18 protein-coding genes are annotated in these 19419 nt (G+C 60.7%); 8 read left to right on the top strand and 10 right to left on the bottom strand.

Going from position 1 to position 19419, the window contains the following annotated elements:
* Positions 1–57: 57 nt before the first annotated feature.
* Positions 58–513 carry a hypothetical protein gene (locus ACERJA_RS14505; protein WP_006065369.1) on the bottom strand — a complete coding sequence of 152 codons (456 nt, stop codon included), beginning with the start codon at positions 511–513 and terminating at the stop codon, positions 58–60.
* An 81-nt stretch (positions 514–594) separates the two neighbouring features.
* Positions 595–2199: a Cdc6/Cdc18 family protein gene (locus ACERJA_RS14500; protein WP_373608974.1), complete on the bottom strand. Its 1605-nt coding sequence runs from the start codon at positions 2197–2199 to the stop codon at positions 595–597.
* Between the two features lie 1085 nt (positions 2200–3284).
* Here ACERJA_RS14500 and ACERJA_RS14495 point away from each other — a divergent pair.
* The 4 genes from ACERJA_RS14495 to ACERJA_RS14480 all read left to right on the top strand — a co-directional run bounded on the left by ACERJA_RS14495 (position 3285) and on the right by ACERJA_RS14480 (position 6436).
* Positions 3285–3923, top strand: coding sequence for a GTP-binding protein (locus ACERJA_RS14495; protein ID WP_373608973.1), 639 nt, complete (start codon positions 3285–3287; stop codon positions 3921–3923).
* 6 nt (positions 3924–3929) lie between these two features.
* Positions 3930–4331 (top strand): DUF2073 domain-containing protein, encoded by a 402-nt coding sequence (locus ACERJA_RS14490; protein WP_373608972.1) that lies wholly within the window; start codon positions 3930–3932, stop codon positions 4329–4331.
* Positions 4331–5320 carry a Zn-ribbon domain-containing protein gene (locus tag ACERJA_RS14485; RefSeq protein WP_373608971.1) on the top strand — a complete coding sequence of 330 codons (990 nt, stop codon included), beginning with the start codon at positions 4331–4333 and terminating at the stop codon, positions 5318–5320. Before ACERJA_RS14490 ends, ACERJA_RS14485 begins: the two co-directional genes overlap by 1 nt.
* Positions 5321–5653: 333 nt before the next feature.
* Positions 5654–6436, top strand: coding sequence for a hypothetical protein (locus ACERJA_RS14480; protein ID WP_373608970.1), 783 nt, complete (start codon positions 5654–5656; stop codon positions 6434–6436).
* 281 nt (positions 6437–6717) lie between these two features.
* On the opposite strand, the gene ACERJA_RS14475 is transcribed toward ACERJA_RS14480, so the two are convergent.
* The 4 genes from ACERJA_RS14475 to ACERJA_RS14460 form a co-directional block, all read right to left on the bottom strand.
* Positions 6718–7296 carry a hypothetical protein gene (locus ACERJA_RS14475; protein ID WP_006065375.1) on the bottom strand — a complete coding sequence of 193 codons (579 nt, stop codon included), beginning with the start codon at positions 7294–7296 and terminating at the stop codon, positions 6718–6720.
* 29 nt (positions 7297–7325) lie between these two features.
* A complete protein-coding gene (locus tag ACERJA_RS14470) occupies positions 7326–8519 on the bottom strand; it encodes an ABC transporter ATP-binding protein (RefSeq protein ID WP_373608969.1) in 1194 nt (397 codons plus the stop codon).
* On the bottom strand, positions 8509–10104 hold the full coding sequence (locus ACERJA_RS14465) for an ABC transporter permease (RefSeq protein WP_373608968.1): 1596 nt from the start codon (positions 10102–10104) through the stop codon (positions 8509–8511). Before ACERJA_RS14465 ends, ACERJA_RS14470 begins: the two co-directional genes overlap by 11 nt.
* Before the next feature lie 106 nt (positions 10105–10210).
* Positions 10211–11350 (bottom strand): extracellular solute-binding protein, encoded by a 1140-nt coding sequence (locus ACERJA_RS14460; RefSeq protein ID WP_373608967.1) that lies wholly within the window; start codon positions 11348–11350, stop codon positions 10211–10213.
* A gap of 232 nt (positions 11351–11582) precedes the next feature.
* Here ACERJA_RS14460 and ACERJA_RS14455 point away from each other — a divergent pair, with 232 nt between their 5' ends.
* Entirely contained in the window at positions 11583–12263 is a 681-nt protein-coding gene (locus ACERJA_RS14455) for a class I SAM-dependent methyltransferase (RefSeq protein ID WP_373608966.1), read from the top strand.
* A 101-nt stretch (positions 12264–12364) separates the two neighbouring features.
* Here the strand turns inward: ACERJA_RS14455 and ACERJA_RS14450 are convergent, their stop codons facing one another.
* Positions 12365–12958 (bottom strand): DUF1684 domain-containing protein, encoded by a 594-nt coding sequence (locus tag ACERJA_RS14450; RefSeq protein ID WP_373608965.1) that lies wholly within the window; start codon positions 12956–12958, stop codon positions 12365–12367.
* A gap of 121 nt (positions 12959–13079) precedes the next feature.
* Positions 13080–13319 (bottom strand): hypothetical protein, encoded by a 240-nt coding sequence (locus ACERJA_RS14445; protein WP_373608964.1) that lies wholly within the window; start codon positions 13317–13319, stop codon positions 13080–13082.
* A gap of 185 nt (positions 13320–13504) precedes the next feature.
* Here ACERJA_RS14445 and ACERJA_RS14440 point away from each other — a divergent pair, with 185 nt between their 5' ends.
* On the top strand, positions 13505–15886 hold the full coding sequence (locus ACERJA_RS14440) for an ATP-dependent DNA helicase (protein ID WP_373609063.1): 2382 nt from the start codon (positions 13505–13507) through the stop codon (positions 15884–15886).
* Between the two features lie 62 nt (positions 15887–15948).
* Here ACERJA_RS14440 and ACERJA_RS14435 read toward each other — a convergent pair whose 3' ends face one another.
* Positions 15949–16260 carry a hypothetical protein gene (locus ACERJA_RS14435; protein ID WP_373608963.1) on the bottom strand — a complete coding sequence of 104 codons (312 nt, stop codon included), beginning with the start codon at positions 16258–16260 and terminating at the stop codon, positions 15949–15951.
* Positions 16261–16447: 187 nt separating this feature from the next.
* Entirely contained in the window at positions 16448–17590 is a 1143-nt protein-coding gene (locus ACERJA_RS14430) for a thiamine ABC transporter substrate binding subunit (RefSeq protein WP_373608962.1), read from the bottom strand.
* 83 nt (positions 17591–17673) lie between these two features.
* Between ACERJA_RS14430 and ACERJA_RS14425 the strand changes: the two genes are divergently transcribed.
* Both ACERJA_RS14425 and ACERJA_RS14420 read left to right on the top strand, forming a co-directional pair.
* Entirely contained in the window at positions 17674–18804 is a 1131-nt protein-coding gene (locus ACERJA_RS14425; RefSeq protein ID WP_373608961.1) for an AI-2E family transporter, read from the top strand.
* Between the two features lie 51 nt (positions 18805–18855).
* Complete coding sequence (locus tag ACERJA_RS14420) at positions 18856–19413, top strand: DUF5518 domain-containing protein (RefSeq protein ID WP_373608960.1); 558 nt, start codon at positions 18856–18858, stop codon at positions 19411–19413.
* The last annotated feature ends 6 nt before the right edge of the window (positions 19414–19419 follow it).

The raw sequence follows: 19419 nt of genomic DNA, 5'->3' as shown, positions 1-19419 counted from the left end.
ATGTCCAGCCACCCGTCACTCGCAACAACTACTCGCTGGTCACGCTGGTCGCAGCGACTACGCTCCGGTCGTAATCTCGAGTCGAAGCGAATCCCCGTCCCGAACGGCATGCTCGGTCGGATCGACCTGCTCGTCGTCGACGAAAAATGTGAGTTCAGTGTCGTCCTCGCGGCCGTCGTACTCCGTGTCGTCGATAGTGACGGCGTGTTCGCCATCGGCTTCTTCGTAGGCAAACTCCGGAAGCAGATCGATCCCCTCGGCGAACGTGATCCGCTCTCCGCTCTCGGGGTAGTCGTTGTACCAGTGGTCGTCCATCTCGTGGAGGTGGAAGTTCATTGAGTAGTCATCGGCGTGTTCTGACTGGAAGCGATCCGCCGAGAGGTCGAACTCGTCGCCGTCGATCACGATCTCGATGTCGCCGCGCTCGTACTCGTGGTCGGGGCCGTCGTCGGAGAGACAGCCAGCCATCGAGACGAGTCCTGCCGTGCTAGCGAGTACTGCCCGTCGGTTCATATCGAGTCGAAACAACTCGAGGACTATCAGCCCGTCGGCTTAGATCCGGAAAATCGGTGGTACAGCTCTCGAATCGGTGGTTCAGTTCTCGAATCGCGCCTGAACGAACGGCTGGACGTCGTCGATACTGCTCAATCGAGAATCCGAGAGCAAAACGGCCTCCGTCTCTTCGAGTGGGACCGAGAGGCTGATCTCTTTCGTCCGGCCGTATCTGCCCTTCGAGACGACGACAGCGTTGACGATGCCGAGCATGTCGAGTTCGCTAATGAGATCTGTCACTCGTCGCTGGGTCAGGACGTCGGCATCGATCTCCTCACAGAGACGTTTGTAGATATTGAACACCTCGCCCGTGTTGATGCTATGTACGCCGTTTTTCTCGAGGAGGATGATCGCAAAGAGGACGAGCTTGCTCTGTGTCGGCAGTGTGCGGACGACCTCAACGACGCGATCGAGTTCGATCTTGTCCTGAGCCTGCCGGACGTGTTCTTCGACGATCGTCTCCGTCTGAGAGCGTTCGGCCAGTTCTCCTGCGGTTCGAAGCAGGTCCAACGCGCGACGCGCGTCGCCGTGTTCCTGGGCAGCGAACGCTGCACACAGAGGGATCACGTCGTCCGACAGCGCACTCTCCTTGAACGCGACCTCCGACCGATGCTCGAGGATATCCCGGAGCTGGTTGGCGTCGTAGGGTGGAAAGACGATCTCCTCTTCGCCCAGCGAGGACTTGACACGCGGATCGAGAAAGTCAGTGAACTTCAGATCGTTCGAGATGCCGATGATCGACACGCGAGAGTTCTTGAGTTCGGAGTTCATCCGTGAGAGATTGTAGAGCGTGTCGTCGCCGCTTTTCTCGACGAGTTTGTCAATCTCGTCTAACATGATGACGACGACGCGCTCGTCGTAATCGACGGCATCGAAAAAGACGCTGTAGACGCGGTCGGTCGGCCACCCGGTCATCGGCACCTCCTCGAATGAGTCCTTGTCTTCCTCGAGGTGTTCGATGCGCGCGTCGATCTCGCTGCGATCGGTAAACGGTGTCGACTCGAGGGGGTGGGTCGATGTGGGTTCGCCAGTCGCGTTGGCTGCAGGCTCGTCTGTGGTACTGGATACGGACGGAGCGTCGGTGTCGTTTCGAGTCGAACCAGCAGTGGTGTCAGACGAGGTGGCTGCTCCATGTTCGTCGACGGCGTCGAGTAGGGCCTCGAGTTCTTCGATCCGGTCGTCGATCCGGGCCTTGTTTTTTTCGATGAACTTGTTTGCCAGCTGTGCGAGCACGCGATACTGCGTGTCGGTGACCTCACAGTTGATGTACTCGACATCACACGGAACGCTGTACTTCTGAGAGGTGCTCTCGAGTTCCTTGCTGACGAACTTCGCACTCGCCGTCTTCCCCGTTCCGGTCTTGCCGTAGATCAGGATGTTCGACGGCGTTTCACCACGCAGTGCGGCGACGAGAATCGTCGCCATCTTGTTGATCTGGTCGCTTCGGTGCGGGAGTTCGTGTGGCGTATAGGATGGCCGAAGGACTTCCTTGTTCTCAAAGATCGGTTCGCCACTGAGTAAGTCGTCGAACAGTCCCTGACTCGACTCCTCACCGCCGAGATCAGTTCCCTCGAGGTTCGAAAATCCGCGTGTCTCGTCGATATCGGCTTGCTCGGACCCCGTCGGCTCTGAATCATCGTCTGACATCCGTCGTATACATACCCCCTCATTTCGAGTGGAATCTCGGATCCGAAGACAGGAATACCGGAACGGGGATGGCCCAGCGAGGCCGACCTCCGCTGTTGCGTTCCTGGCTCGAGTCCAGTTGATGCAAACGAAACAGAGGAAAAGCACGGTATTAAATTCTTCCCTTCAATCAGTGGCTACCAGCGAACCGAGAGTTATTCGGCCGTCTACCGGCCATAACAGGCCAGTTCAGCGGTAGTAGATATCTATTCTAAATGACAGGTGCTCGAGACACGTCCGTTTCGGGTCCGCTGGGTCAAGCGCAACTCGGGGTCGTGAGCTTTGGTAGAGCACCCGACTCCGAGAGAAAGCTACATTTCAAGGAGCTATCACGAGTGGCTGTCCAAGCTGTGCGTAACTGTGGCAGCATTGCTCCTGTGTATAAGAGAGATTATGAGAGGGTCGCGAGAGTAGTATGCAGATAGCACGAGAATGAATGTGGATTAAGGAGATAATGACAAGAGATGCTAACAGTAGCCACGATCAGTCCAGAAAGCGGCCCAACCCCCCACCCCTTCGTTTCAGGTGGAACCTTCCGAGAGAGGGGGTGGGGGAGGGGGAGTCTCTATAACGAGAAGTTTTATGTAGATGGGTGAGAAACACGGTCCGTAGCACTAGCAAAACAAGAATTTTACTAGGTAGAGTTGTTTTGGTTACTAGGAACTCCTAGAATGGCCTCTCTTAGCAGCTCGAGTTACTAGAACCTCCACTCTTGTTGAATACGGACAGCTAAGCCCTTTTCCGCCGCGATATCGCCGGTTTTGGCTGATTTTCACCCCGCAGTGAGCCCGATACACCCCAGTGGGGGGCCACCGTTTCGGCAGTCTCCAGTCGAAACGAAGGGGTGGGGGTTGGCTCAACGAAGGATAGAACTGCCACCATACATCATGACACCAGACACCGACTAACACGTCTATTAATATCACTAGTATCCTCGGTGCTGACAACTCATACTTATTGAACAGTCTACACGTCTGACGTAGGCTTAAGTGAGTCCAGTTTGTAGTACGCGCAGATGCACCCCGCGGTGCTGGAGGGCCCCACAGATGGGACTGTTCACAGAACTTAAAGATAGTATCTCTCGGGTTACGGACCGCCTGTTTGCGGAAGAGGAACCCAAACGAATCGGTATCTACGGTCCACCGAACGCCGGAAAAACAACGCTTGCCAATCGAATCGCTCGAGACTGGACTGGTGACGCCATCGGTGCGGAGAGCCACGTTCCACACGAAACACGTCGCGCGCGAAGAAAAGAGGACGTCGAGATCGAACGAAATGGAAAATCGGTGACAATTGATATCGTCGACACGCCCGGTGTGACGACCAAAGTCGACTACGAGGAGTTCACCGATGAAATGGATAAAGACGACGCGATTCGCCGTTCTCGCGAAGCCACCGAAGGCGTCGCGGAAGCGATGCACTGGCTTCGTGAGGACGTCGATGGCGTCATCTACGTCCTCGACAGCGCGGAGGATCCGATCACGCAGGTCAACACGATGTTGATCGGTATTATCGAATCCCGTGATCTTCCGGTGTTGATCTTCGCGAACAAGATTGACCTCGATGACTCGAGTGTCAAGCGGATCGAGGACGCCTTCCCACAGCACAAGACAGTGCCGCTGTCGGCCAAAGAAGGCGAGAACATGGACGAAGTCTACGAGAACATCGCGGAGTACTTCGGGTGAGAATCAATGCCAAAAGCAACCAACACCGATGACCCGGACGCGTCCGACGGTGTCCAGATCGACCTGATTAGTGGCGAACGTATGGATGGAATGGCGACCATGGAGAAGATCCGGATGATTCTCGATGGCGTCCACGATGGGAACATCGTCATCTTGGAGGAGGGCCTGTCTCCGGACGAAGAGAGCCGACTCATCGAGGTGACGATGGCTGAGATCAGTCCTGACGAGTTCAACGGTATCGAGATCGAGACGTATCCGAAATCGGAGGCGCGCAGTTCCTCGCTGCTTGGCCGCATCATGGGCGGCGACGAGTCAGCGGCGAAGCTGACCGTCATCGGTCCAGCTAATCAGATCGAAACGCTCCACAAGGACGAAACGCTGATCAGCGCACTCGTGTCTCGAGACTAATGCCACACGAATGTACGAACTGCGGCCGAACGTTCCCTGACGGATCCAAAGAGATGCTGTCAGGGTGTCCGAACTGTGGTGGGAACAAGTTTCAGTTCGCACCCGCTGGGACGACGAGTGGGCCGACCGAGTCGGCGCCGTCGAAATCAGCCGCTTCGAACGGTGAAAACGCCGTAGATACTTCCGGGACAGGCAACTCCTCCGGAACTGTCAAACGCGCCGCAGAGACTGTTCGTGGGTGGGTTTCGTCAGAGTCGGAGCAGTCGGTCGACCACGGTGTGACAGATCACAATCTGTCAGCTACGCCGACTGAGCCCAGTGAGCAGGCACACTCCGACGAACGAAGCCGTTCGGCCGACAAAACTCCGCACGAGCAGCCTGACGGTACCTGGCCTGGACAGGAGAATCCAGTCGAAACCGACCAGCCCGCCGAGACAGCGGAGTTCAGCGAGTGGCCAGAGACGGCCCGTCGACCCGAGAACCGATCGACAGCACCGAACGGTGAGTCTGGCCACACCCAGCGTGAGCGCGCCACCTTCGAGCCCGCATCTCCCGTCGATGCGTCGTCTGATCCGTCGAACACGAACGTCGGTCACTCGACACACGAAGAGAGCGAAGACACGGCCCAGGCCGACGCCCGAAGCGAGGTGGTTTCGTCGGCCGATCTGCCCACCGACACCGCTCAGCATGAGCCGGCTGCAACGACTGGCGAGCCGACGCCGTCGACTGATCCAGCCGGTGACGTGGAATCACAGCCACCGGAGCATGGCCGGGTTGTCAGCGAACCGTCGGGCGACCAGCCATCCATCGAAGAGCTTCGGGCGGAGCTCAACGAGCAGTTCGAGAGCATCAAGATCGTCAGCCCCGGCCAGTACGAACTCAACTTGATGGAGCTGTACAACCGCGAGGAATACATTATTTCGCTGCAAGAGGATGGCCGCTACATCATCGACGTTCCTGACTCGTGGCATGCCGATGACGGCGCATAACGGCTCTTAATTCTGCGTCAGTGACACCCCTCTGTTTCGACTGTAACCCTCTATTACACCATCTTCCGTGTGTGTTTGTGGCCAAATCCGGCTCCAGATGAACTGGTGGTGTGTCTGTCGATCACATAAACTGGTGAAACGATTTTCTATCGCGACTCGTCAAGGGCTCCCCGTCCCGTGTTTTCTCGAGACCGTTTCGGTCGAGAAAGATGGATTTAAGCGACGTGACTGAGTGGGGTTCTGTATGAGCACACCAACCAAGGTCGTCCTCACGACGATCGCTGCATCGGCACTGCTGTCGCTGCTGGTCATCTCGCAGATGGTCCTCGTCTGATGTTCGACGGCCGCGAGCTCTCGAGTCCGGTCGAGGCAGTTCGGGACGTCTACGCGCCCGACGTGCAGGTACTCGACTGTGAACGTGATTTCGAGACGCTGCCGCCTGCACAGGCGGAGGATCTTGGCCTCCTCGTCGACTCGCTCGAGCCCGCGAGCTATCCGACAGCGTGGCTGCCCGACGACGCACCAACCCTGCTTGCTCGCTACGCGAGTTCGGACCTGACGATCGGGATGCCTGGCGATGGCAGTGTTGTCTGGACGCGCCAGACCGATCCGCCACTCGTCATCGTCAAACCTCGTGTTGAGGGGTCGCCAGACGCCTTCGTCGACTTTCTGCTTGCCGAGGCGTTCGTTGAACTCGATCTCGAGGTGCCCGAACAGTTCCTCGGCTTTTTCAAGGCCGACTACCGCGAACTCGATCGAGCGGTCGCGCTCGGCCCGAGTAGCACGTATCAGGTGGCGGCAGCGCTGTACGATGGCTGGGTCGGCCTCCAGACACGGGACGTCTTTGCGGGCTGGCACGATGATCATCCCGAACTCGCTGCGGCCTGGCAGGACGCCGGAACTCGACTCGAGGATCGCGTTTCGGGGCTGCCGCGTGCGGTTGCCCGCGGCGAGACGGAGTTTGCGGACGCGACAGAGCTTGCGTGTGCAGCGATCAAACACGCAATCGAGTTGCCAGCGCCGTTTGCGGCGCTTGACACCGACGCCTACCGGGATCATGGTCCCGAGTACGCGATCAAGTGGGCTGAGAAAACGTTTGAATCGCTCGCTGACTAACGGCCAGACGAGTTATTTACACCGTCTGTGACCACCGCGGGTACCGGTTCGCTGTGACTGAAATCCACGCAGCGATCAGTGCAGAGTGTGGCCGTGGCCACGCCCCTCTATTTCGCGTCGACCGTCGTTTCGGGGCGTATTTTTTGGGTCGAACGGCAGCTCGCATGTGCTACGCAGTGCGTGGCACGATTTGTCTCGAGTGGATGAGCCGAACCCAGTCGTCGCTGTGCGATTGCAGTTTGGGACCGAACCAAGAGGTTGACAGCGAGTCGCGACGCCGGTCAGAACTCGGCGTCGATGCTGCCGTCTGCGTCCAGATCGATGATACCGTCGAAGCGAGTGCGGAACTCGTCGACGAGTGATTCGTCGTGCGGTTCTTCGGAGACGTGGAAGAGCCCGACAGCGTCGTGTTTCTCGAGCAGGTTCAGGATGCGTTCGACGGCGTCGAGCGCTTCGTCGTCGCCGGCGTAGTAGGCGAGTTCGGTGACGGAGTCGAAGCTGAGCCGGAGTTTGCCGTCGTGGGCCTCGAGGAAGCCATCGATGTGTTCGACGATGCCGTCGACGTCGTCGGGGGCGGCGACGTAGTGGACGGTGTCACTCGTTCGTCGAGAGTAGCCTCGTTCGATGCTCAGCGTGTCGAGAATTTCGGCGCATTCTTCGTCGACGTCGTAGTACTCGAGTTTCTGTCTGACTTCGCGGGCAGTTGTTCGGGTGGAGACGACGAGGAAGTGGTCGGTATCGGTTTTGAGGAAATCAGTGTCGATACGGTCGGTTTCGCCGGTGCTTGGATGCAACAACAGAACGCCTGTCCCGCCAGGTACTGTGTCCGGTGTGCCGTCGATCTCGAGCGAGTACTCCATTATTGGCGTGAACAACTTTCGGGATTGACTTAAGATTGCGGGTGTGGCTCTTGCTGGTGGTGCACACTCGCGTCGTCTGTTTCAAGTGGGAACCAGGCGAACCCGTGATCGGCCGCGAGTTCGACGGTCACCGGCGCGTTGAGCTCGAGGCGATCGGAGTGGTTGTGCATCGCCTCGACGACCTCACCGCTCTCGAGTTCGACCCGATAGAGGACGGTTGGGCCAAGATACCGGCGATAGATGACCTGACCATCGGCGTCACTGGCCGCCGCTGGGCGAGCCAGGAGGTCATCAGGGCGGACCAGAACGTCGATTTCGGTTCGGTCGTATTCGACTGAGAGGCCGTGGATTCGGTCCCGACCGATCGGGCCGAGCGTGGTTCGGACGCGGTCGCCGTCGACGTCGCCGGACAGAAAGCTCGCGTGACCGAGGAACTCGGCGACGAATCGAGATTTCGGCCGCTGGAACACCGCTTCAGGAGTGTCGACCTGCTGGAGTCGGCCATCGCTCATGACGGCGACCCGATCAGAGATCGACAACGCTTCTTCCTGGTCGTGGGTGACGGAGATGGTCGTAACACCCGCCTCCTTGACGATTCGCCGTACTTCCTCGCGCATCTCGACGCGGAGATCGACATCGAGGTTCGAGAACGGCTCGTCGAGCAAGAGGACGTCGGGTTCGGGTGCAAGCGAGCGGGCGAGTGCGACGCGCTGTTGTTGCCCCCCAGAGAGGGTCTCCGGGTAGGCCTCCTCTTTGTCGGCCAGTCCGACGAGCTCGAGTAACTCAGTGACGCGGTTGTCCGTGCTGTCGTCGTCTAACTCCTGGAGGCCGAAGGCGACGTTTTCGCCGACGGTCATGTGGGGAAAGAGTGCGAAATCCTGGAAGACGACGCCGACGTCCCGGTTTTCGGGCGGGGCAAACGTTCCACTCTCGGGGTCGGCGACGCGGTTGCCGTCGAGGTCGAGCCGCCCCTCGTCGGGGCGCTCGAGACCCGCGATCAGGCGAAGGGTCGTCGTCTTCCCACAGCCGGAGGGGCCGAGGAAGGTCAGAAACTCCCCGTCCCGGACCGAAAGGGAGAGTTCGGAGACTGCTGTTTCCGCGCCGAAGCGTTTCGTGACGCCGGCGACCTCGAGGATGGTCTGACTCGAGGTCTTCGTTCTCGCGGCGGTCTGTTCGTCGGTCGTCGGTTCCCCGTGCTTTGAGAGTTGGTTATCAGTTGACATCGTTGTCCTCCTGTCGTAGCAAGACGAGCATCGAGAGCCCCGAGATGAGAACGAGGATGAGCGCCGGGAGTGCGGCGTAGCGGTAGTGGGCGGTTCCGTGGGCGCTCCAGATGAGCGTTACCAGGGTCTCCATCCCGATCGGCTGAAGCATTAGGGTCGCAGGAAGTTCCTTCATCGTGGTCAGGAAGACAAGGACGCCGCCGGCGACGACCCCTGGCGCGATCAGTGGCAAGGTAACCCGACGGAAAGTCTCGATCTGACCCGCGTTGAGTGTCCGTGCGGCCTCCGGGAGCTTTTTGTCGACCTGGAGGACGGACGTGCGCGTGGTGCCGACGGCCTGTGGGAGAAAGCGGACAACGTAGGCGAACACCAGCAGTGGCACGGTCCGGTAGACCCACGAGGCGTAGTTCGCGCCGAAGAACACGAGTGCGAGCCCGATGACGATCCCCGGGACCGCGAAACCGACGTAGGTCCCCCGCTCGAAGAGCCGGGCAAGCGTCGAGTCAGAGCGCGCCGAGAGGTAGCCGACGGGAAGCGCGAGGATACACGCGATCAGTGCCGCCAGCGCGGCGAGGTAGACGGAATTGATCGCATAGCCCCACTCGAAGGCGTACGACGGCGCGTCACCGCCCGTCCCGCGAACAACCCACATTCCGAAGATCGCGACCGGAACGACCAGTGTCACGATACCGAGCGTTGCGACGCCACCCATCGCGGGCCACTTCCACTTGCCAAGCCGGATCCGTGCGCCACTTGCTCCGCCGCCGCTCGCGTCCTCGTCTCTGCCGACTTTCGCTTCGATCAGCAACACGACGGCGGTTACGGCGAGCAACTGCAAGGACAGCAAGGCCGCATACTCCACGTTGAACGCGCCGAACTCCCAGTAGATCGCGCTCGTGAAGACGGTGACCTGCATGAACGCCGGCGTCCCGAAGTCCGAAATCGCATAGAGGGCGACAAGCAGCGAGCCCGCGGCGATCGCCGGGCGGATCTGTGGCAGGGTCACCCGGCGGAAGGCTTCGAGGCGGTCGGCGTTCAGTGTCCGGGCGGCGTCGACCAGTGACGAGTCCATCGAGAGCAGTGCCGCCCGCGTCGTCAAGAAGACGTAGGGATACGTATAGAGGGTAATCACGAGCACTGCACCGGGAAGGTTCTGAACGTCCGGGAGGCCGAGACTGAACACGGAACTCAACTCGCCGCGGGGCCCGAACGCGGAGACGAACGCGAACGCCCCGATGTAACTCGGGATCACGAGCGGCAAGGCGGCGACGATCGTCCACAGCCGTCGATAGGGAAGGTCCGTCCGCGTCGTCAGGACTGCTAGTGGAACTCCGATGAGAATCGAGAGCACCGTTACCCCGGCCATCAGGCCGAGGCTCGTCCCCAGAATCTCGGCGGTTCGAGTCGAGAACACGAGGGACACGGCCCGTCCCGGATCGACCTGTAACGCTCGCAGGACGATCCAGATAAGCGGCGAGGCGACGGCGACGGCGATCAGTCCACTGAAGACGAGTAAGGCGGCTGAGGACTGGTCTTCGTTCACACTCGCTAGGTTTTCGAGGCGATTCGATCCCACGGTAGACATCCAATAGGTGATCCCGGAGGGATTTAGGCTTTCCTAAAACAGTGGTCCCGGTCGATCGTGGTGACAACAGCGGTTCCGTCCCCGACAACTGCGGTGTTGTCCGAGCTCAGAGCATCCCCTCTTCACGCAGGAGGTCGTTGACGTGTTCGGTGTCCCCGAGCTTGTTCAGGTCGAACTCGAGGGGGTCGATCTCCTCGAGAGTCGGCAGGTCGCCGACGTACTCGACGCCCTCGAGGACGGGGTACTCGCCGTTCGTTTCGACGAAGAACTCCTGGCCTTCCCTCGCGAGGAGGTGGCGGGTAAACTCCGCGGCGAGGTTCGGCGTCTGTGCGCCCTCGAGGATCGCGACCCCGGAGACGTTGAACAGACAGCCGGGGTCGTTTCGGGTGAAAGCGACGTCGATCGGTGCGTCAGGATCGTTCTCGAGGATGCGTCCGGCGTAGTACTGGTTACCGAGGGCGATCTCCTGTTCACCGTCCGCGACGGCCTCGGCCTGTTCCGTTCCCCCGTTGTACAGCGTCGCTTTCTGGTCGTCGACCATTGCCCTGACCCACTCACGAGTGCGATCTTCGCCTTCTTCTTCGATCATCGCGACGATGAACGAACGGAAGGTCCCGGAGTTCGGACGCGTCGAGATGACGTCTCTGAACTGCTCGTCTTCCGCGTACGCGAAGATGTCGTTGGGAAGCTCGTCGCCATTGAAGTGGTTCGTATTGTACTGGACGGCACGAACGCGACCGGAGGCACCCGTCCACTGGCCGTCGGTGTCGCGGTAGTTGTCCTCGACGGCGTCGACGATGTCGTCGGGGAGGTCGCGTGCGAGCTCGTTGTCTTTCACCTGTGCGAGTTCACCCGAGGACTGCGTGTAGAAGAGATCGGCCGGGCTGTTTTCCCCTTCCTCGAGGAGACTCGCCAGCTGGTCGCCCTCGTCGTCGTAGTCGATGCTGATCTCGAAGTCGTCGTACTCGTCTTCGATCCGCCCGAAAAGCGGGTTGATCTGGTCTGAGGTTCGCGCCGAGTAGATCACCAGCTCGCCCTCGAGGTCGCCGAGATCGTCCCAGGAGACGGCACTGGCTTCGACGGGCGACCCCTGTGGTCCGTAGTCGTCGAAGGGGTCCTCTCTCGCTCCGCCGAGACAGCCCGCAAGCCCCGTAACCGCAGCCACGGAGACAACCGTGGTGGCGATAAAGCGTCGGCGGCCGATCGCCGAACTCGTCCCCGATGTCGTGTCGTCGTGTTCTGGCATATCTAGTTTTAGGCCGACCTAAAACATAAATACCTTCCGAAATTACACGGTACAGTAGATGAAGGGCGAAGGAAGCAGGAGCTGGTTGGTCGATGAAACCCGGATGCCCACGGGTTTTCGGCTGACCTAAACCCTCCGAGACGTGTCTTTTTAGGCTATCCTAAAGAATGTGTCGGTGGTTGACTTGCCGAGGGTCGAACCCGTTTAGTCACGCGCGGACGAATCGCTCGATATGAGCGTTCGCGAGGAGTTCGACGACTGGGCTACGGAAGGACGTGACAAGGGAATGGAAGCGCGCCACTGGCACACTGCCAAACACGCGCTCGCGCGGATGCCGGTCGAAGCCGGCGACGTCGTCCTCGATATGGGCTGTGGCAGCGGCTACGCCGGCCGTGCCCTGCGGGATACCTACGATGCGAGTGCGGTCTACGGGCTCGATGGCTCCCCCGAGATGACCCGAAACGCCGCCGACTACACCGACGATCCGCAGGTCGGTTACGTCGTCGGCGATTTCGGTTCGCTCCCGTTCGCCGACGACTCGATCGACCACGTCTGGTCGATGGAGGCCTTTTACTACGCTGCGGACCCGCATCAAACCCTCGAGGAGATTGCCCGAGTTCTCCGGCCTGGTGGAACGTTCTACTGTGCGGTCAACTACTACGAAGAGAATATCTACTCCCACGAGTGGCAAGCAAACATCTCGATCGAGATGACTCGCTGGGATCGCGATCAGTACCGAGAAGCGTTTCGCGACGCCGGCCTCTACGTTGCCGAACAGGACCACGTTCCGGATCGTGAGATCACGATCCCCGATGCGGATGCGTTCCCGACCGACGACTGGGATGCTCGCGAGGCGATGGTCGAACGTTACCGCGAACTCGGCACGCTGCTTACTGTCGGCGTCGCCCCCTAATTTCGACTCGACACCCCGCCGACTGGCAACCCCTTTCTTTCGACTCGAGCCACGCCTCCCTCGGTGGGTTTTCAAGCTGAGACTCGAGTGGAAGCCACCCTCTACTCGAATCGCTCGCCGGCCGGAATCGTTATCTCGAGCCAGTTTTCTTCCGGTGGGAGTGGGCAGTCGAACGTCTCGCTGTAGGCACAGAACGGCGAGTACGCCAGGTTGAAATCGACGACGAGTTCGTCGCCATCTGCGGGGTCCTGATCCGGCGACAGTTCCATGTAGCGGCCGCCCTGGTAGCTCTGCTGGCCGGTCGTCTTATCGCGGAACGGGATAAACAGCGGTTCCTCGTTCGGACTCTCGAGTTGGTACGCCGCGAGTTCGTAGGTGCCGTCCTCGAGGGCCTCGTCCTCGCGCTCTAAGTCGAACTCGAGGGTCGCCACGCGCAGATAGCGCATCTCTCGGCCCGCGCTCGTCTCCATCAACACGACGTCGGGGTCGTCGTGGGCCTCGACGGTCGCGGTCACGCGGTACTCCGGGTCCGGCGTGAAGTACTCGAGGCCGTCGAACGCGTCGCGTTCCTCGGGTGGGATCGGCGACTGCGGGTGCTCGGCGAAGAAGTCGTCTTTCTCGTCGCGTTTCGACTCGAGTTCGTCGCGCCAGCGCTCGACATCGACGTCGCTGTCAGTGTCAGTGGAATCGCTCATACTGGACCTACCGTCGCAGCAGGGGAATGCGTTGTGTTTCGCTCGAGCCGATTTCGCACTCGGGGATGCGTGTCAGTGCTAGTGGCTGCGTCTCAGTCCGGTGTCGACGGCAGGACTGGCGTCAGTCCTCGATCGTCAACACGCCGTTGTGGACCGAGACGTCGCTGGCTTCCGGCGGCAGTTCGAACTCGAACTGCTCGTCGTCGGTGACGATAATCGCTATCGAGCCGACGATATCGACGGCGATATCGGAAGCCGAGGTTCCGAAGTCGACCGCGATGACGCTGCCGTCTTCGTACTCGAGGGTTCGAACGACTGCGCCGCCGTCATCGACGTTCCGGAGGGATTTGGGGACTTTCATAGCTATACTAGGGGCTCACCGAATTAAAGTGACACCCCTACACACGCTCCCGGTGGTACCGACGGTCGGTTGCCGAATTTGACCCAGCTGCGAGACCAAGTCGACACCGACGAAGGTTTATAACCGATGACGCGGCCAACACACTCCGTCAACGCTATGCAGGACCGACGATGAGTACGGGAGACATGACGGACTGGCGCTCGATCTTCGGCCACGCCGAGCCCTACGACGAGCAGGTCGACGGCATCGAGACAACGATCGACACCGCTCGAGACGACGGCTACACCGTCGTCGAGGGGGCCTGTGGCACCGGCAAGACGATGATCGCGCTCACGGCGGGGATCGACCTCGTGCGCGATCCCGAGACCGACTACGAGCGGGTGTTCGTGCTCACGAGCGTCAAACAGCAACTGCGCCAGTTCGAAGCCGACCTCGAGACGATCAACGAGAACCTGCCCGACGACTGGACTCCGGTTTCGGGGCTCACCCTCGTTGGCAAGGCCGACGTCTGTCCGTACAACCGCGAAGGGGCGGGTGGGATCGACGACGGCAACGTCTACGACCGCTGTGAGACGCTGCGGGATCGAACTCGTGATCTCTCCGGCGAGGGAGGCGAGACGACCGCTGCAAGCCTCGCCGCAAGCGCACGCCAACAACAGACCGGCCTCGCTGACAGCGGCCGCTCCGGTCCGAGCGGGCGGTTTCTCGAGACTGCCGGCGAGACGGCTGCCTACCCCCCGGAGATGCCGACCTACTCGGACGGCGGCCCCGTCGGTGCCGAAACAGAGTACTGCCCATTTTATGCCCAGTATCTCGAGGATCTCCCCGAGGAAGGCAGTGACGGCGACGCGAGCGAGGCGATTCCCTACGATTTCACCGAGGCCGGCATGATCACGCCCGAGGATCTCGTCGCACGCTCAGTAGCTCATGGCAGCTGTCCGCACTCGATCATGGGGGCCGTCCTCGGCCACGCCGAGGTCGTGCTCGGGAACTACTATCACGCGTTCGACCCGCGGACGACTGGCTCGTTTACCGGCGCGTTGCTCGATGACTCGACGTTCGTCGTCTGTGACGAGGCGCATATGCTTGAGCCGCGCGTGCGCGATCTCGTCAGTGACGGCGTCGCCGACACGACGCTGCGCGACGCCGAGACCGAACTCTCGAGAGTTATCCAACCGATAACGTTCGAACGCGAAGGTCGACATGCCGAGGGTGGCTCGAAGACGGCCGACGCCGACCTCGTGCGCGCGGAACTGGACGACAGCGACGTCTCCTTCGAGGAACTCAACCGTACCCTCGAGTTCATCCGCGACCTCCGGGAGGAACTCGATCGTCGAGTGACGGCGTATCTCGAACGAAATCACAGAGGGTGGCGGTCAAATCTCCACGAGCTTTCCGATACAGAAATTCCGCTTCGCGATCCAGCCGAGCCGGCAGAAGACGAACTCACCGCGTGGGCGCGCGAGGCAGGCCACAGCGACGCCGAGTGGGTCCGCGCCGAATCCGTCGGAGCCGTCGTCGAACGGATTTTGAACGAGGCTGAAGAAGAAGACCGAACCCGTGCTGCGCCCGCGGTGGGTCGCATCCTCGGGGAGTGGTACCGACGAGACCATACCGACTACTTCCGCGAGATCGAACTCGAGCGCACGTGGGACGAAACCGAGCCAGCCGACTCCTGGCGCCGGGCTTACAGCGCCCGACTCGCTCTGCACAACTGCGTGCCAAGCGACGCGATCGGTGACCGGCTTGGATCCTTTGGCGGCGGAATTCTCATGAGTGCAACGCTGGAGCCGATGGACGCGTTCACCGAAGTGACGGGTCTCGACTATCTCGCTCGCGAGGAAGACAGACCCGTCGTCGAGCGACGCTACGGGTTACACTTCCCCGCGGAAAACCGCGAGAGCTTCGCGGTGTCCGTCCCGAAATTTACCTACGATAACCGCGGGAGACCGGGTGAGGAAAACCCAACCAGAGCGGCGTACACCGATGCGATTTCGAGAATCGGCCGCCTGCCGGGCAACGTCCTCGTCGGAATGCCAAGCTACGCCGAGGCCGAGTGGATCGCCGGTCAACTCGAGGCTCGCCTCGAGAAACCGGTGTTGCTCGACGCTGCAAGCGACGATGAGACGACCCAATCGCTCAAACACGAGTTCTTCGCGGGCGAGGGGAAGACTCTCGTTACGAGTCTTCGCGGCACCCTGACTGAGGGCGTCGACTACAGCGGCGACCGGCTCTCCGCGGCTGTTATCTGTGGTGTGCCGATCGTCAACACCTCGAGTCCACGAACCAAAGCTGTGCGACGAGCCTACGACGACGCGTTCGGGGACGGCTTTACGTATGCGCTAACGATCCCCGCCGTCAGGAAGGCTCGACAGGCGATCGGTCGCGTTATCCGCTCGCCCGAGGACATCGGTGTTCGTGTCTTGCTGGACGAACGGTACGCTCGCGAGAGCTGGGATTCCGTGCAGTCGTATCTGCCCGACGACGGCGAGTTCCAGACGGTGAGTCCCGATATGCTCGAGTTCGGCCTCGAGCGGTTCCGATCTCGACTCGAGTCGGGGTCGTAGTCAGCTCTCGAGGCGTCTGCTCGTCGTTGTCGTCGTCTGGCCGAGTGGCTGTTGGCGCTGTCTCAGTCGGAGCGGCGCAACGTCACTGTCGTCGTTGTCGTCGTCTTGGCATACAGCGAGTACAACAAGATCATGAATCCTCCAGCGGTGAACGAACTCTGGATCGTCACGCCGAGTGCGACGCTTCCCCCGAAGAGGTGGGCGATTGCACCGCCCAGCGAGCCGACGACGATAAAACTGAAGCCGATGGCGACTGCGCGTAACGCCCCTGATCCAGTTCGCCGAAAGGCTCGGTAAGCGAGCAGTGCAACGGCGCCACCAGTGAGCAGTGTTGCGGTGTTTGCGACCGCGATGAGGAGGCTGTATTCGTTCATGGATCGTCTGACTCGACGGCGTGTCCAGATTGTGGACGACCGGCGCTCGCTCGAGCACCAGCGTTGTTATCGAGCAGTCGGCTACTCTCCCACTTTAGTAACGCTGTCTGTTCTCAGTTTGAGGGAATTCGTGACGGAAGGCAGAGTCGTTGGGCTCGAGCGCTGGCAACCCACCCATGCCGATCAGTCACGTCGCATCGGTCCGTTCTGCCTCGAATCGATCTGTCCAGCCTGTGAGCCACTCGTCGATCTGCCCGCGAAGTTCGGTGTAGCTCGTTGCAACCGACGCTGGTGGTTCGCGCGCCGCTTCTTCGAACAGTGGTCGGGGGCCGACGTCGTCGACGGCCGGAAACTGGACGTTCCGTCGGGCGAGTTCGAGCTGGGCCTCATCAGTGAGGAGGAACTCGAGAAACGCGTAGGCGAGATCGGGCTCCATCGTCGCGTCGAAAATCCCCATCCCTTCGGGAACTGCATACCCTTGCTCGTTCAGGAACGCGACCTGGTGGCGCTCGGGGTCGCGCTCTTCGACCGCCGCAAAGACGGGATCGGTCGAGTAAGAGACCACCATCGGTCGATGCTCGTCCAGATAGGCGTTGTAGTAGGCGTCGCTCCAGGAGTCACGTATCTCGACGCCGTTTGCCACGAGCTCTTCCCAGTACTCGAGGGCGTTTTCCACTCCCATCGCGTCGATCGTCCACAGCAAGAACGCCTGGCCTGGCATGGAGTGGGTGGGATGTTGGGCTAACAGCGTCTCTGCGTACGCTGGCTCGAGCAAGTCGTCGAACGTTTCGGGTGCGTCAACGACGGTCTCGTCGTAGACGAGGCTGACGTATCCCGTGTCGTAGGTGAGTGCGCGGCTGTGTGGATCGCCCCACTCGAGTTCATCGCGGAGACGCTCGCTCCTGTCGATCCGATCGAGATTGAGCTCACGGAGCAACGCACCCTCTCCAGGGCTGTCGTCGATCCGCGCGAGATCGCCGACGGTGAATCCGAGGAGGACGTCGACATCGATCTCAGCACCGTACTCGCCGCGTCGAACGTAGTGTTCGACACCCTTCTCCGGAACGATCCACTCGAGGTCGGCATCGGGATACGTTTCTAAAAACGCCTCCTCGAGCCACGGACCGGCCGGATTCGGTCCCGTGACCATCGATCGGTAGGTGGCGATTCGGAGCGTGCCATCGTACTCTGGCTCATCAGGCTCTGGGTCGCCGTTTTCGGGGCCGTTCGGTGGCTCATCATCGCCGTTTCTGGTGAGACAGCCAGCGAGGCTAGCCACTGCGCCGACGCCTGCTGTTCCAATTGTCCGAACGGCCGTCCGGCGGTCCATTCACCGGATGTATGCAGTCGAGACATAAGGCTCGTTCCCAACCTTCTGTTGCACAGAAAGGTTTTATCGCAGCAGTGTGAGCCATGGGTGTGACAGCGAATCCGAACGCGACTGCAGACCGGACTCGCCGATACGTGCTCGGGGGGATCGTCGTGCTACTCGGGCTCGTAACTGGCGCAATCTTGCTCGAGGTACTCGGCACGATCCTGTTCGCGCTGACGGTCGCCTACGTTCTGTTGCCAGTGCAGGGCTGGCTGGTCAGACGCGGCTTCTCGGAGTGGACCGCGGCGGCTGCCGCAACGCTGATCGGCTTTGCCAGCGCCGTCGCCGTTTTCTCGCCGATTCTCGTCACGCTGTACTTCCGCGTCGATCAGGTGATGTCCATCATCGAGGATCTCCCTCGATCGGTTCCGATCACGGCGTTCGACATGACGTACACGGTCGACATCGCCGAAATTCAGGCACCCGCACTCGACGCGCTGAGCAGTATTGCAGTCTCGTTTGCCTCGGCGCTGCCGGTGCTTGCGATCAAATTCGCACTCTTTGTTATCCTGCTGTTTGCACTCTTGCTCAAGGGTGATGCGGCTGGGCGGGCCGCGATCGCGCCGATCCCACACGAGTATCGCGACGTCGTCTACGCGCTCGCCAAACGCGCCCGCGAGACGCTGTATGCGATCTATGTCCTCCAGCTTGCGACGTCGGTCGCGACGCTGATCATCGGCTACCCGCTGTTCTGGTTGCTCGGCTACGAAGCGGCCTTTACGCTCGCGATCGTTGCGGCGATCTTGCAGTTCGTGCCGATCATCGGTCCAAGCCTGCTGATTCTCCCGATTTCGATCTATCACGTCGCTGTCGGCGAGCTCGCTGCGGCCGTTCTCGTCGGCGTCCTCGGAATTGGGCTCGTCGCCTGGTTCCCCGACGTCGGCGTCCGGCCACGACTTGCCCGTCGCTCCGCCGGCCTGCCTGGAAGTCTCTACTTCGTCGGCTTCACCGGCGGCCTGTTCACACTCGGCGCGATCGGGATCGTCGTCGGCCCGCTGATTGTCGCCGTCTTCGTTGAGGCAGTTGATCTCCTCTCGGACGAGGTCAACGGCGAGGCCACGTTCAGTGACCTTGTTGAGGCCGAACCCGAGGAGCCGCCAGAGGAACACGCCGGAACCGAGACCACGATGACGAAACCCGAAGAGTCCGGTTCACGTCCGGCTGACGACTGAGTCGGGTCGCTGTCCCCCATCATTTTTCGCCATCCCGCTCGTTTATGTCGTATGTCAACCACAAAAACGCTCATTAACGCCGTCATCGGTGCCGTCGTTGGGATCGTCCTCTCGTTTATCCCACTCTCGACTGTCATCGGGGGCGTCGTTGCGGGCTTTCTCGAGGGGCCAGACGTTCGCGAGGGAGCGATCGTCGGCGCGCTCGCAGGTGCGATCACGTTTCTGCCGTTTGCCGGCCTTGCAATTATCGGGCTCAGCGCCCTCGGGTTCGGAATGGGGATCGCTGCAGCTCCGATCGAAGGGTTCGCCGTTGTGGCGCTTGCAATCCTCGTGTTCGTCTCAGTCCTGTTCGTTTATACGGTCGGATTGTCGCTGTTTGGTGGCTATCTTGGCGCATATCTCGCTCGAGAGTATCCAGACCAGCACGTCCGAACGCGACGGGCGATCGGCTTCTCGCCATCGACGGGTCGATCGGGATCGATCGAGCCGACGCAACCGCCAAGACCGCGGTCAGACCGACCCGAGGACCACGACCGCGAGATGGATCGATTTGACACGGATGCAGACGACTCGAGTCGTGACCGCGATACCGGGCGAGACCAACGGTAATGTCCC

Origin of the sequence: Natronorubrum sp. A-ect3, assembly GCF_041821125.1 — an archaeon.
Classification (GTDB): Archaea; Halobacteriota; Halobacteria; order Halobacteriales; family Natrialbaceae; genus Natronorubrum; species Natronorubrum bangense.
This window is presented reverse-complemented; position numbering and strand designations above follow the sequence as displayed.